The organism is Kumtagia sp., from assembly GCF_059502445.1.
This window is the reverse complement of record NZ_JCACER010000040.1, coordinates 1-13,191: the sequence shown is the minus strand read 5'-3', so window position 1 is coordinate 13,191 and position 13,191 is coordinate 1. Positions and strand designations below refer to the sequence as shown.

Below are 13,191 nucleotides of genomic sequence, written 5' to 3'. Positions count from 1 at the left end.
CAGATCGCACCGTCTATCCTACCCTCTCCAGATACCTCCTCACCCTTCCGATCTCCTCCCCTGCCCCCCTCGCCGCGACAACCTGGTCGGGCCGCACCAGCACCCAGCCCGGCGCCGAGACGTGGTAGCGGTCGCGCACCTCGCCTTTCGGGTCGCTCGTCTCGTCCAGCGCCACAATCCTGACCGCATCGGAAAAGCCCTCCGGGACGTCGCCGAGCCCGATCGCCTTGCCGGATTGCGAAAACAGCAGCAGCGTGTGGCGGGTCGGCGAAAATTCGCCCCACAATGCGCGCGGCTCGCCGCTCGCGGCGTCGAGGAACGTCGCGTCGAGCGCGCGCGTGCCGACGTCTGTGCGCTTCGGCCGCCGCGGCGGGTTGCCCAGCGCCACCAGCGGGCCGTCCTCGTAGACGATCGTCGTCTCCGACAGCTCGACCGTCAGCATCTTCTGCACCGCCGGCAGGTTGCCCACCACCGTCACCGCGATGTCGCGCAGGAAGGTCGCGACCTTGCCCGGGGCGAAGGCGACGTGCAGCCGCTGCGCCGAGCCGCGGATCACCTCGCGCGCCACCGGCCGGCGCTCCGCTTCATAACTGTCGAGCAGAAGCTCGGCATCGCCGCGGCCGTGCAGAACGTGGCCCAGCTTCCAGCCGAGATTGAAGGCGTCCTGGATGCCGGTGTTCATCCCTTGCCCGCCCGCCGGGCTGTGGATGTGCGCGGCGTCGCCGGCCAGGAACACGCGGCCGACGCGGAATCTTGCCGCCAGCCGCTCGTTGGTGCGGAAGGAGGAAAGCCAGGTCGGGTCGCTGATGCGCGCGCCGAGCGGGCCATGCCGGTCCATCAGCGTCTGCAATTCCTCCAGCGTCGGCGGCGACGCGTCCTCGCTGTCCTCGCGCATGGTGAAGATGCGCCAGATGCCATCCTCGAACGGGAACAGCGCCACCGTATTGCCGCCGTGCCACCAGATGTAGAGGCTGCGCCGGTCAAGGCCGGCGCCGTCGATCTTGACGTCGCCGAGCAGAAACATCTGCGGCTCGGTATAACCCTCGAACGCGATGCCGACGCCGTGGCGCACGGAGCTGCGCGCTCCGTCGGCGCCGACGAGGTATCTTGTCCGCATCCTCTGCTCGCCGCCATCGGCATGTTTCAAGGTCGCGCTCACGCCGTCATCGTCCTGGTCGAGGCCGGTCAGCTCGACGCCGCGCTCCACCGTGGCACCGAGTTCGGCCAGCCGTGCGGTCAGGATCTGCTCGGTGCGCGACTGCGGCAGAAGCAGCGGATAGGGATAGGGGCTGTCGATGCCGTCGCCGACCGCGATGGCACCGAGCCGGCGCCTGCCGTCGCCGGCGATCAGCGATTTCAGCCGCACCCCGCGTTCCAGAAATTTGTCCACCACGCCCATGGCGTGCAGCGCCTCGAGGCTGCCGCTCCACACGGCCAGCGCCTTCGACACGGCAGCCGGCGCGGCGTTGCGGTCGACGATGCGCACGGGCACGCCGTGGAGCCGCAGCGTGATCGCCAGCGACAGGCCGGTCGGACCCGCGCCGACGACGAGAACCGGAATTTCCGACGCCATGACGATGCCCCTCCCCCGCGAGCGCCTGGCGTTCGCGCGTCGAGAATGACCGAGCCGTGCCGGAATTCAAGCGGTCTGGCCAGCCCGGGCATGTGTTCGCGCGCCCAAGTCACGCCATCGTATACGCAAGCTTAACGGCGGCGGGGATCATCGGGATTATCCTTGGGCCACGTGATCTGGACAGATCAAATTCGCCATCTGCTCCACTGGCCACAAGCAGGAATTGCAGCTAGAAGTTCTCCTACAATTGCCAACGGGGGTTGGGGACAATGATGAAATCGTGCCTTCGGGCGGCGCTGGCTATTCTCGCCGCCTCTATTCTGGTCGCCGGTCCGGTCCAGGCGGAGTCGCTTGCCGGGAAGATCGGCAAGAAGCGCTATCCCGTGCAGTTTCCGGTCGGAATGAAAGGACCCTGCCAGCAGGTCTACGAGGCTTATATCGCGGCGCCCGGCCACTCGGCCTATGCGCAGACGCCGCTCAGCTACAGCGTCGAAGCCTTCTTCTGCGGGCGCGCCTTCAATGCGCCGTCGCAGAAGGAAGCCGAAAGGCGCGCCCTTGCCGACTGCAATTCCGTCGGCACGAAATACAAGCTCAAGGTCGCCGGCGCCTGCGCGGTCTACGTGTCGAAATAGGCATGACAGCGCAAGCGCTGGACATCGCTGGTGACGGCCGCGCCGGCGCGCGGCCTCTCGGCGAATGTTGCCCGGCGCTTCTCTCGAGCCAAGCCGCCGGAGGCCGCCCAGGATCGCAATCGTCGCCGGCTACGGCACCGCTACGCCGGGCAACGGCGCCACGCCCGGCAGCGGCATCTCCCCCGGCAGGGGCATCGCACCGGGCGGCATCGCGCGGTCGCCGTTCACCAGCCTCAGCACCAGCCGGTGCACATTGCCGCCGTCGCGCAGCTCCTGCCTGTCGAAGTCGCGGCCGCGCGTCCGCTGCTCCTGCGACAGGGCCGCTAGGTGCTTCGTCAGTTCCTCGCGGATCTTCGTGCATTTGCGATCGTCGGCCACGGTGAGGCCGACCGACACCGCCTCGATCTTCCTGACCATGTCGACGATGAATTCGCCATGCACGCGCTCATGCGCCTCGATGCCGGCGATGAAGTCGTCCCACAGCGCCTGCGTGGCCGGCGGCAGTTTTTTGGCCGGTTTCGGCAGGTGGTAGACGATCGTCAGCTTGGGTTTTGCCGCGGCAAGACGGCAGCCCCCGCCTTCCGGCCGGTAGTCGCGCGACCAGGTCAGCTTGAAGGTGGTGACCGCGACGGCGCGGCCGATGCCGGCCTTGGGCCCACGCTCGCCGATCGATTCGTAGAGCTCGATGCCGCTCTGGCCGGTAATGGCGTAGGCCTCGATCTTCTCCACCGGCTGCCAGGCCTGCTGCGCCGCCAGGGGCGCGGGCGCGAAGCAGGCGGCGGCGAATGCCAGCCGCAGGCCTGCCTTCATCGGAAACGTCATGTCCATCCCATTCCCTTGGTCAAGGAGCTGCGGTTTGGCAACCGGCGGGGCGCCGCAGCCAGCTTACTTTTCCGCTTATCCGGCGCGAATTTCTGTTCTTCCCGGCACGAATTTCTGCTCTCCCACGACGAAAAATTCCTCGGTTCCCACGAAAACAAGGCCAAATCCGTCCGCCGGCATGCTGTTTGGCACCGTATGCGCCCCAGTCATGCCGCTGTCGCCATCGCGCTGTCAGCATGCTCGCGCCGGTCGGTTGCCGTTTGCCATGGGCAGGCGCATCGTCCGGTACAGCAGCGGGCGGCGGACGCGGACAACAAGGGAGCGAACCATGGCCTCGAATTTCGTCTGGTACGAACTGATGACAAGCGATGTGGAGGCGGCGGAAGCCTTCTACACCAAGGTAGTGGGCTGGACTGCGGAAGCCTTTCCCGGCTCCGACTTCCTCTACAGGATCATGAAGACCGGCGAGGTCAGCCTCGGCGGGATCATGGAGATACCGCAAGAGGCGCGCGCCATGGGCCAGCCGCCCGCCTGGCTCGGCTATATCCATGCCGCGAACGTCGACGAGGCGACCGAGGGCGTGCGCAAGGCCGGCGGCGCGGTGCATCGCGAGCCCTCCGATATCGCAGGCGTCGGCCGCTTCTCCGTCGTCGCCGATCCGCAGGGCGCCGTGTTCCTCCTGTTCGCACCGCAGGGCGATGGCGGGCCGACGCTGCCCGCCACGGCTCCCGGACGCGTCGGCTGGCACGAGCTCTACACCAGCGACTGGCAGGCGGCGCTCGACTTCTACTCCGGTCAGTTCGGCTGGACCAAGGACGAGGCGATGGATATGGGGCCGATGGGCACCTACCAGCTCTTCGCCGTCGACGGCCAGCAGACCGGCGGCATGATGAACATGCCGGAGCAGGTGCCCGCACCGGCCTGGCTGTTCTATTTCAACGTGGAGGCGATCGACGCCGCCGCCGAGCGCGTCAGGTCGGGCGGCGGCCAGGTGCTCAACGGACCGATGGAAGTGCCCGGCGGGAGCTGGATCATCCAGTGCATGGATCCGCAGGGCGCCATGTTCGCGCTGGCTGCGCCCGCAAGGTGAGGCGTCGTCCGGACCTTCCGCACGCGGGGAGAAGGTGGCCGAAGGGCCGGATGAGGAGCGGCTTGCACTAACAGGCACCCCCACCCCTAGCCCCTCCCCACAAGGGGGAGGGGGACTTTGCGGCCGCCATGCAACGCAAAACCGTCGACGATTAGTGCTCGGCGGAAAGGTCAGCCGGTCCCCCTCCCTCTTGTGGGAAGGGGTTAGGGGTGGGGGTAAAACCCTGCCCGCCGAGGGGGAGAAGAAAGCCCGCCTTCTCACGCCTCCTGGATGGCGGAGAGCTTCCAGTCGCCGCCGCTCTGGCGCACGAAGGTCCAGAGTTCCGTCGTCTCGGTGATCTCGTCGGGGTCGCCGGACACGATCTCGCCGCTGGAGCGGTCGCGCATCACATCGCGGGATTCGTAGCGGAACGCGGCGGTGGCGTAATCGCGGCCGTCCTCGCGCCAGCTTTCGGCGACATCGGCCTGTAGCAGGTGCACGTCCGTGACTTCGTTGCGGACGCCGTTCTGCGCGTTGTCGGCGAGTTCCTCGGAGAGGAACGACACCATCTCAGGGGTGACGAGGCGGCGCAGCGCCGCATGGTCCTCGGCGGCGAACGCCCCCTGCACTTCGGCCAGCAGGTGCTGGAAGGTGTCGAGGTCACGCTGGTCGAGCGAAATGTCCTCGCTGACGGGCGCAGCCGGCGCGGCAGACCCCGAGCCGATGCTCGGAATGCGGAAGCCGCCGCTGGTGCCGCCTGCCTCGCGCGGCGTCTCGTCGCGGGCGTAGCCCATCGGCGCCCCGGCGCCGGCCAGCGCCGGCTGTTGCCGCGAGCGGAAGAAACGCAGCGCCAGCATGACCAGGCCGCCGATCAGCAACACCTGCAGGATGAGGCCGAGCATGCCGGCCAGCCCGCCAAAGCCCTGGCCGAGCAGCAGGCCGATCAGGCCGCCGATCAGCAGGCCGCGCATCATCGTGCCGCCGAACCCGTTCATGAAGCCCGGCCGCTGAGGCCCGGCCTGCGGCTGGCGCGCGGCGCTGTTGGTGGTGGACGGCCCCGGATTGGGGGTCATGGTGCGCTCGACCGGGGCTGCCGGCTGTGGTGCCGTACGGGTCGGCGGCGCCGACTGGAAAGTGCGCGTGCCCCGGCTGCCGAAGCTGCCGCCGCGGCGCGCTTCGGCGTAATCCACCGCGACCACGGACAGCGCCAGCGACAGCCCTGCGAACAACACGGCCAACCGCGGCCAGCGGGACAATTTCATCGCACCTTCTCCTCTTGCGAAATGCATCCGCCTCCATATGGGGAGGCGGTGTGGAGATTTCAGCGTTTGTATGAACTGTCAACCGCATGGCAGGCGATGACGGTGCGTCAATCCGCCATTGCGGTTCGCGTCAAAGCGCAGCACCATGCGCCTTGACGCTTCCGGAGGATCGATGTTCCAAAAAATCCTGATCGCCAACCGCGGCGAGATCGCCGTCCGCGTCATGCGCACGGCACGGCGCATGGGCGTGCGGACGGTGGCCGTCTATTCCGACGCCGACCGGCGGGCGCTGCATGTCGGCCTCGCCGACGAGGCGGTGCATATCGGTCCCTCCCCGGTCGGAGAGAGCTATCTCCGGGCGGACCGGATCATCCAGGCGGCGCTCGAGACCGGCGCCGAGGCGATCCATCCCGGCTACGGCTTCCTTTCGGAGAATCCGGATTTCGTCGACAAGGTGACGGCGGCCGGCCTGGTCTTCATCGGCCCGTCGGCCAAGGCGATCCGCGCCATGGGCCTCAAGGACGCCGCCAAGGCACTGATGGAGAAGGCCGGCGTGCCGGTGGTGCCGGGTTACCACGGCGACACCCAGGCGCTGGTGCTGCTTGCCACCAAGGCGCGCGAGATCGGCTATCCCGTGCTGATCAAGGCGCGCGCCGGCGGCGGCGGCAAGGGCATGCGCCGCGTCGACGACCCCGACGATTTCGCCGATGCGCTGGCCGGCGCCAGGCGGGAGGCGAAATCCGCCTTCGGCGACGACCATGTGCTGATCGAGAAATATGTCGAGAAGCCGCGCCACATCGAGGTGCAGGTGTTCGGCGACAATCTCGGCAACGCGGTCCACCTTTACGAGCGCGACTGCTCGGCGCAGCGCCGCCACCAGAAGGTGATCGAGGAGGCGCCTGCCCCCGGCATGACCGGGGCGATGCGCGCCGCCATGACCGACGCCGCGGTGAAGGCGGCCAAGGCGATCAGATATTCCGGTGCCGGCACCATCGAGTTCATCGTCGACGCCTCCGAAGGGCTGCGGCCCGACCGCTTCTGGTTCATGGAAATGAACACACGCCTGCAGGTCGAGCATCCGGTCACCGAGATGGTCACCGGCATCGACCTGGTCGAATGGCAGTTGCGGGTGGCGTCTGGCGAGCCGCTGCCGAAGACGCAGGACAAGATTCGGCTTTCCGGCCACGCCTTCGAGGCGCGGCTCTATGCCGAGGACGCCGCAAAAGGTTTTCTGCCGGCCACCGGCACGCTGCATCACCTGAGCTTTCCCGACGCCACGGCAGCGGGCACCGCCCTGCGTGTCGAGACCGGGGTCGGGGCGGGCGATGCGATCTCGCCCTATTACGACCCGATGATCGCGAAACTGGTCGCACATGGGCCGGACCGCCCCGGCGCGCTGGCCGCGCTGGCCAAAGCTTTGGAGGCGACGGAGGTCGCCGGCTCGGTCACCAACCTCGCCTTCCTTGCGGCGCTCGCCGCCGATGCCGACTTCGCCGCCGGCGACGTCGATACCGGCCTGATCGGCCGCAAGCAGGAGGCGCTGACACAGCTTCCGCCGCCGGACGAAACGGTCGTCGCCGACGCGGCGCTTGCCGCGTCAGGTCTCGACGAGCAGGCTCCGTCGGCCGATCCTTGGTCGGCGCTGGCCGGCTATGCCCATTTCCATGCCGCGCCGTGGCGGACGACGCTGCGCTACGGGCAGGAGGAGATTCTCGCGCGGATCGCGGTCGAAGGCGGTGCGGCCAAGGTGGCGGTCGAAGGCGCAGCGCCCTCCCTCCCCCTCGAGGGGAGGGTCCGGCCGAAGGCCGGGGGTGGGGTCGTCCCGGCCGTGCGCGACGCCACCGTGCAACCTGCGGGGAAGGCGGGGTCGAGCACGGCCGTACCGACCCCCTCTGTCGGCTTCGCCGACGTCTCCCCCTCGAGGGGGGAGAGGCGCGTGGTGCGTTGGCCCGGCCACGTCACCGTGTTCCGCGGCGCCGTCGGCTACGACTTCATCGTCGCCGATCCGCTGGAGCGCAGCGACGACGCGGAGGCGGCGGGGTCGATGCGGGCGCCGATGCCGGGCCTGGTCAAGGTGGTGCGCGCGGCAGCGGGCGATGCGGTCAAGAAGGGGCAGCCGCTGCTCGTCCTGGAGGCCATGAAGATGGAGCACACCATCGCCGCCGCGCATGACGGCGAGATCGCCGAGATCGCGGTCGAGGGGGCGCAGGTGTCGGAGGGTGCGGTGCTGGTCAGGTTCGCGGAGTGAGCGAACAGCAAGCGGCCGTCCTCCAGGGCGAGCTTCGAAGGACGCACCGTCATAAAAGCAAACGGCCGGGACGAAGCCCGGCCGCCGGCTGCCTGAGACCGCAAACCTATTGGACGATCGGCGCGTATTTGCCGTCGTGCCACTGGTTGATGTCGTAGCTGGCGTTCTTCAGGTCGCCCTTCTCGTCGAAGGTGACCTCGCCGACCACGGTGCTGATCGGCTCACCGTTCTTCAGCGCCTCGGCGACCTTCATCGGATCGTCGCTGCCGGCGCGTTCGACGCCTTGCGCGATCGCCTGGACCACCGCGTAGGAGAACAGCGTAAACCCTTCCGGCACGAAGCCGCCGGCCTTGATCTTCTCGACTGCCTCCTTGGCCTCAGGCTTCGCCTGCGGGTCGGACGGGAAGACGAACATGGTGCCTTCGCCGGCCGGGCCGGCGATCTGCCAGAATTCCGGCGAGGCGATCGAATCCGGCATGATCAGCTGGAACTTGAAGCCCTGCTCGGCCGACTGGCGCAGCATCAGGCCGGCCTCCGGGTGATAGCCGCCGAAATAGACGACGTCCGCCTTCAGCTCCTTCAACTTGGTGACCAGCGCCGAATAGTCCTTCTCGCCGGCGTTGAGGCCCTCGTAGAGGATTTCCTTCAGGCCGGCCGTGTTCATGGTCTCGCGCACCGCGTCGGCGACGCCCTGCCCGTAGGCGCTCTTGTCGTGCAGCACGACGACGTTCTTGCCCTTGAATTTCTCGGCGATCCACGGGCCGATGAAGGCGCCCTGCGCGTCGTCGCGGGTATAGAGACGCATGATCGTCGGCCAACCCTTCTCGGCCGCCGCGTCGGTCAGCTCCGGATTGGACGAGGCAGGGCTCATCATCAGCACGCCGCTTTCGGCATAGACGGCGGAAGCCGGGATGCTCGATCCCGAGCAGGCATGGCCGTCGACGAACTTGATGCCCTCGGCGACGATGCGGTTGGCCACCGACACCGCCTGCTTGGGGTCGCACACGTCGTCCTCGATGACGATGTTGATCTTGCGGCCGCCGACGCCGCCCTTCTCGTTGATCGCCGCCGCGGCCGCCTGGGCGCCCTGCTTGAACTGGTCGCCGATGTTGGCGAGCTGGCCCGTCATCGGGCCGACCACGGCGATCGAGATGTCCTGGGCAAAGGCGGGGTCGGCAAGAACAAGGCTGAGCGCGGCCGCGCCGAAGAGATGTTTCAGTCTTTTCATGGAAAACTCCTCCCTTTTGTCGCCGCAGGATAGTCGAGCGGCGTCCCCTTGTCAGGTGGCTGGGATGCCATGATGGGGCGACGCAACGTCAGCGCCAGCGACGGCCCGGCAACTGGTCCATGAACCTGCCGGGAAAGCGCGATGCCGCGACCGGCGGAGGAACCGGTCGCGGCATCGGGCAAGCTCTCGCCATGCCTCGCCTGTCGTGCCGCGCGGTCTACCGCCGCGCTGGCGGTCGATCGGATACCGTCGCCCGGGACGGTTTTCCGCCTCCGGATCGTATCCGAGCCTGCCGCGAACGCGTTGGAGCGCGTTTTGCCGCGGCGGGAATTCCCTGTCAGTGGGTCGTCATCCACTCGCGCGCCTGGCGCAGCGCCAGCGCGATCTCCTGCTTCGACATGCCGGCCGAAAGCTCGGAGCGCAGTTCCGCGGCGCGGACCGAGCCCTTGATCGCGGCGATGTTGAACCATTTGTGCGCGGCGATCGCGTCGGCGGCGCAGTCGCGGCCGGTCGCATACATCAACCCCAACTCGCACAGTACGTCTGCCTGGGCCGAAGCGCCGAGGGTTCCGCTGTCGACGTCGAATATCTCAAAGCGTGCCATTTGCCTGTCCCTGTCCCTTGTCCCGAGAGCCCGGCTGTCCCGTCCGGTTCGCTCGTTCGATGGTTCGAAGGATGCCGGGGAGGCTTGAAACCGGCGTTAAGCGGCGTCGTTAACCGGCGGCAAACAAAACCCAAACAAGCGGTAAACCTCGGAATTCATTAAGGATCGTATCCCTTGCAGACCGGGCGGTGCCGTGAAAATTCTCCGAAAATTTACGCTGCCGCCGTCAACGCTTCCTTCACCACGAATGCGCTTCGCGGCCGGTGCCGAGGGCGTGAGGCGGCGAAAAATTACGGCGATCTTCCGCAGCGGCACCGGCTTTCCGCCGGAGCGGACTTCGATTAGCTTACGTTTTCGTAAGATGCCGGAACGTGAAACCACGCCGGATCGACGGGAGGACGGAAATGTTTCGCAGGACGACGATGATCTTCGCGGCCATGATGCTGACGGCCGGCGCCGCCTATGCCGACCCGATCGAGGGCAACTGGCGCACCCAGAGCGGCGAGACCGCGGCGATCGGCGATTGCGGCGGCGGCTACTGCATCACGCTGAAGACCGGCAAGCACAAGGGCAAGGGCATCGGCAAGGTGTCTGCGCAGGGCGGCGGCCAGTATTCCGGCTCGATCACCGACCCGGCCACCGACAAGACCTACGCCGGCAAGGCGACGCTTACCGGCGGCAGCATGCGCATGAAGGGCTGCGTGCTCGGCGGGCTGATCTGCCGGAGCCAGACGTGGACGAAGCAGTAGCGAATAGCGAATAGCGAATAGCGAATAGCGAATAGCGAATAGCGAATAGCGAATAGAAGACAGTTGCGACTGGGGTCGGCTCGCGCAAGCCAAACCCTATTCGCTACTCCCTATTCGCTATTCGCTCCTTCGATCGCTATTCGCTCCATTTCACGCTCTCGCCCGCTGCCCGAACAGAACCTTCTGCGCCTCCTTGTCGTCGGCGATGTTGCGGCGGTGCTCCTCGCCGACCGCCAGGCCGCGCTCGACGGCGGGGCGCGCCAGCAAGGTCTCGAACCAGCGCTTGAGGTTGGGGAATTCCTCCAGATCCTGGCCCTGGTTCTTGTAGGGCCTGACCCAGCCGATGCAGGCCATGTCGGCGATCGAATAGGCGCCGGCCAGGAAATCGCGGTCGGCCAGCCGCTTGTTCATGACGCCGTAGAGGCGGTTCACCTCGTTGGTGTAGCGGTTGATCGAATAGTCGATCTTTTCCGGCGCATACTGGCGGAAATGATGGGCCTGGCCGGCCATGGGTCCCAATCCTCCCATCTGCCAGAACAGCCACTGGTCGACCTCGGTGCGCTGGCGCTCGTCGGCGGGATAGAATTGTCCGAACTTCCGGCCGAGATATTGCAGGATGGCGCCGGACTCGAACACCGAGATGGGCTCGCCGCCCCATTTTCCGTCTGAAGAAGGCCCTTCCGGATCGACGATCGCCGGCATCCGGTTGTTGGGCGCGATCTTCAGGAAGGCCGGCTCGAACTGCTCCCCCTTGCCGATGTTCACGTATTTCACCGTGTAGGGGACGCCGAGTTCCTCCAGCATGATGGAAATCTTCCAGCCGTTCGGCGTCGGCCAGTAGTGGAGCTCGATCGGCTGCGTCTGCGTGGTCATGCGAAAAGTCTCCCGGTTTGCGCTGCCGAAGACTTAGGCGGCGAAAGCCCCCACGCAAGGCGCCGGGCGGCTGTGCTTCGATGAAAAAAGCTGAACGCCGAATGAACGGCGCTCTCAGGACGGGTTCAGCGCCGGACCGGCATAGTCCCGTTACAAACAAGACGTAGTCTCCACGACTGAGGGCAAACACATGCTCCGCCTCGCCGCCAAGACGCTGAAGATCGTGCCGCTGATGGCTCGCGCCGCGCTCGTCAGCCTGCTGCTCGCCGCGCCGGTTCTCGCCGTCCCGGCCGTCGGCGGCGACCGCAGCCTGCAGATCGAGGCGCCGCAGGCCAAGAAGATGGGCGCCGGCTTCGTCCTGCTGGTCAGCCTGCAGCGGGGCTAAGCCGCAAGGAGGCCGGACACGGCCGCGAGGCATTTCCAACTCGCGGGAGCCTCTGCCTCAATCGATCGGCCGCTCCAGCCCTCTCCCGGTTGTCATGTTTGCCCTCTATAATGGCTCATGGAAAAGCGAATCTATCCCGAACCTGCCCAGACCATCATCTCGCCGGAGCCCTTTGTCCGGCAGACCTTCACCGACGCCACCAAGGCGGTCGAGGCGCTGAAGCGCCTTTATGCCCGCAATACGGAATTCCTGCGCTCCTCCTTCGCCGGCATCGGCAGCGACAAGGACCTGAAGGGCCGCTACCGCGCCTACTATCCCGAGGTGGGCGTCACCACCCTCTCCTATTCCCAGGTCGATTCCCGCCAGGCCTACGGGCACATGTCGGTGCCCGGTCACTTCACCACCACGATCACCAGGCCCGATCTGTTCGAGACCTATCTCGTCGAGCAGTTGCAGCTCATCATGAAGAACCACGGCGTGCCGGTGGTGGTGTCGGAATCGGACACGCCGATCCCGCTGCATTTCGCCTTCCTCGAAGGCACGCATGTCGACGGCTCGGTCGCCGAGCGGCTGCGCCGGCCGATCCGCGACTTCTTCGACGTACCGGACCTCGACGGCACCGACGACCTGATCGCCAACGGCACATACGAGCCGATCCCAGGCGAGCCGCGGCCGCTGGCGCCGTTCACCGCGCAGCGCATCGACTATTCGCTGCACCGGCTGCCGCACTATACGGCGACCACGCCCGACCATTTCCAGAACTTCGTGCTGTTCACCAACTACCAGTTCTACATCGACGAGTTCTGCATCTACGCCCGCGACCTCATGGCCAAGGGCGGAGGCGGCTATTCCGAATTCGTCGAGCCGGGCAATCTTCTGACCCCGGCGGGCGCCACCGCGCCCGTCTCCGGCGCGCTGCCGCCGCGCACGCCGCAGATGCCGGCCTACCATCTGAAGAGACCGGGGCATGCCGGCATCACCATGATCAACATCGGCGTCGGGCCGTCCAACGCCAAGACCATCACCGACCACGTCGCCGTGCTGCGGCCGCACGCCTGGCTGATGCTCGGCCACTGCGCCGGCCTGCGCAACACCCAGGCGCTGGGCGACTACGTGCTGGCGCATGCCTATGTGCGCGAGGACCACGTGCTCGACGCCGATCTGCCGGTGTGGGTGCCCATTCCGGCGCTGGCCGAGATCCAGGTGGCGCTGCAGGAAGCCGTAGCCGAGGTCACCGGGCTGGAAGGCTACGACCTCAAGCGCATCATGCGCACCGGCACGGTGGCGACCATCGACAACCGCAACTGGGAACTGCGCGAGCAGCGCGGACCGGTGCGGCGGCTTTCGCAGTCGCGGGCGATCGCGCTCGACATGGAATCGGCCACCATCGCCGCCAACGGTTTTCGCTTCCGCGTGCCGTACGGCACGCTGCTCTGCGTCTCCGACAAGCCGCTGCATGGCGAGCTGAAATTGCCGGGCATGGCCAGCGAATTCTACAAGCGGCAGGTCTCGCAGCACCTGTCGATCGGCATCCGCGCCGTCGAGAAGCTGGCCGAGATGCCGCTCGACCGGCTGCACTCGCGCAAGCTGCGCAGCTTTCTGGAGACGCCGTTCCAGTAGGGCCGTCCTTCACCGGCTCGCTTCGCTCGCCACCTCTCCCCCGTCGATCGGCTGCCGGTGTCATGCCCGGCGCCCTCATGGTGAGATGGCATAATTGCTCTTGTTGGGGGCTGCGGTTGCTCCCAA

At 67.0% G+C, this 13,191-nt stretch carries 12 protein-coding genes; 6 read left to right on the top strand and 6 right to left on the bottom strand.

The genetic code is table 11. The features are described from left to right. Positions 1-13: 13 nt before the first annotated feature. Positions 14-1,573, bottom strand: coding sequence for an FAD-dependent monooxygenase (locus AC5JDC_RS14710; RefSeq protein ID WP_495842195.1), 1,560 nt, complete (start codon positions 1,571-1,573; stop codon positions 14-16). A gap of 272 nt (positions 1,574-1,845) precedes the next feature. Here AC5JDC_RS14710 and AC5JDC_RS14705 point away from each other — a divergent pair, with 272 nt between their 5' ends. Beyond that, positions 1,846-2,205 carry a hypothetical protein gene (locus AC5JDC_RS14705; protein WP_106774960.1) on the top strand — a complete coding sequence of 120 codons (360 nt, stop codon included), beginning with the start codon at positions 1,846-1,848 and terminating at the stop codon, positions 2,203-2,205. Positions 2,206-2,334: 129 nt separating this feature from the next. Here the strand turns inward: AC5JDC_RS14705 and AC5JDC_RS14700 are convergent, their stop codons facing one another. Beyond that, complete coding sequence (locus AC5JDC_RS14700) at positions 2,335-3,027, bottom strand: DUF922 domain-containing Zn-dependent protease (protein ID WP_495842193.1); 693 nt, start codon at positions 3,025-3,027, stop codon at positions 2,335-2,337. 328 nt (positions 3,028-3,355) lie between these two features. On the opposite strand from AC5JDC_RS14700, the gene AC5JDC_RS14695 reads away from it, so the two are divergent. Continuing rightward, positions 3,356-4,117, top strand: coding sequence for a VOC family protein (locus AC5JDC_RS14695; protein WP_495842191.1), 762 nt, complete (start codon positions 3,356-3,358; stop codon positions 4,115-4,117). Positions 4,118-4,374: 257 nt separating this feature from the next. Here the strand turns inward: AC5JDC_RS14695 and AC5JDC_RS14690 are convergent, their stop codons facing one another. Further along, positions 4,375-5,358, bottom strand: a complete 984-nt coding sequence (locus tag AC5JDC_RS14690; protein ID WP_495842189.1) for a Tim44 domain-containing protein — start codon at positions 5,356-5,358, stop codon at positions 4,375-4,377. Positions 5,359-5,530: 172 nt separating this feature from the next. Between AC5JDC_RS14690 and AC5JDC_RS14685 the strand changes: the two genes are divergently transcribed. After that, entirely contained in the window at positions 5,531-7,606 is a 2,076-nt protein-coding gene (locus AC5JDC_RS14685; RefSeq protein ID WP_495842187.1) for an acetyl/propionyl/methylcrotonyl-CoA carboxylase subunit alpha, read from the top strand. 106 nt (positions 7,607-7,712) lie between these two features. Here the strand turns inward: AC5JDC_RS14685 and AC5JDC_RS14680 are convergent, their stop codons facing one another. Together AC5JDC_RS14680 and AC5JDC_RS14675 are read right to left on the bottom strand one after the other, a co-directional pair. Then, on the bottom strand, positions 7,713-8,834 hold the full coding sequence (locus AC5JDC_RS14680) for an ABC transporter substrate-binding protein (RefSeq protein ID WP_495842185.1): 1,122 nt from the start codon (positions 8,832-8,834) through the stop codon (positions 7,713-7,715). Between the two features lie 337 nt (positions 8,835-9,171). Continuing rightward, a complete protein-coding gene (locus AC5JDC_RS14675; protein WP_495842183.1) occupies positions 9,172-9,438 on the bottom strand; it encodes a sel1 repeat family protein in 267 nt (88 codons plus the stop codon). 404 nt (positions 9,439-9,842) lie between these two features. Between AC5JDC_RS14675 and AC5JDC_RS14670 the strand changes: the two genes are divergently transcribed. Continuing rightward, on the top strand, positions 9,843-10,187 hold the full coding sequence (locus tag AC5JDC_RS14670; protein WP_495842181.1) for a DUF2147 domain-containing protein: 345 nt from the start codon (positions 9,843-9,845) through the stop codon (positions 10,185-10,187). A gap of 150 nt (positions 10,188-10,337) precedes the next feature. On the opposite strand, the gene AC5JDC_RS14665 is transcribed toward AC5JDC_RS14670, so the two are convergent. Continuing rightward, complete coding sequence (locus tag AC5JDC_RS14665; RefSeq protein WP_495842179.1) at positions 10,338-11,060, bottom strand: glutathione S-transferase family protein; 723 nt, start codon at positions 11,058-11,060, stop codon at positions 10,338-10,340. Positions 11,061-11,250: 190 nt separating this feature from the next. On the opposite strand from AC5JDC_RS14665, the gene AC5JDC_RS14660 reads away from it, so the two are divergent. Both AC5JDC_RS14660 and AC5JDC_RS14655 read left to right on the top strand, forming a co-directional pair. Next, on the top strand, positions 11,251-11,445 hold the full coding sequence (locus tag AC5JDC_RS14660; RefSeq protein WP_106774952.1) for a hypothetical protein: 195 nt from the start codon (positions 11,251-11,253) through the stop codon (positions 11,443-11,445). A gap of 117 nt (positions 11,446-11,562) precedes the next feature. Then, positions 11,563-13,065, top strand: a complete 1,503-nt coding sequence (locus AC5JDC_RS14655) for an AMP nucleosidase (RefSeq protein ID WP_495842177.1) — start codon at positions 11,563-11,565, stop codon at positions 13,063-13,065. Positions 13,066-13,191 lie beyond the last annotated feature (126 nt).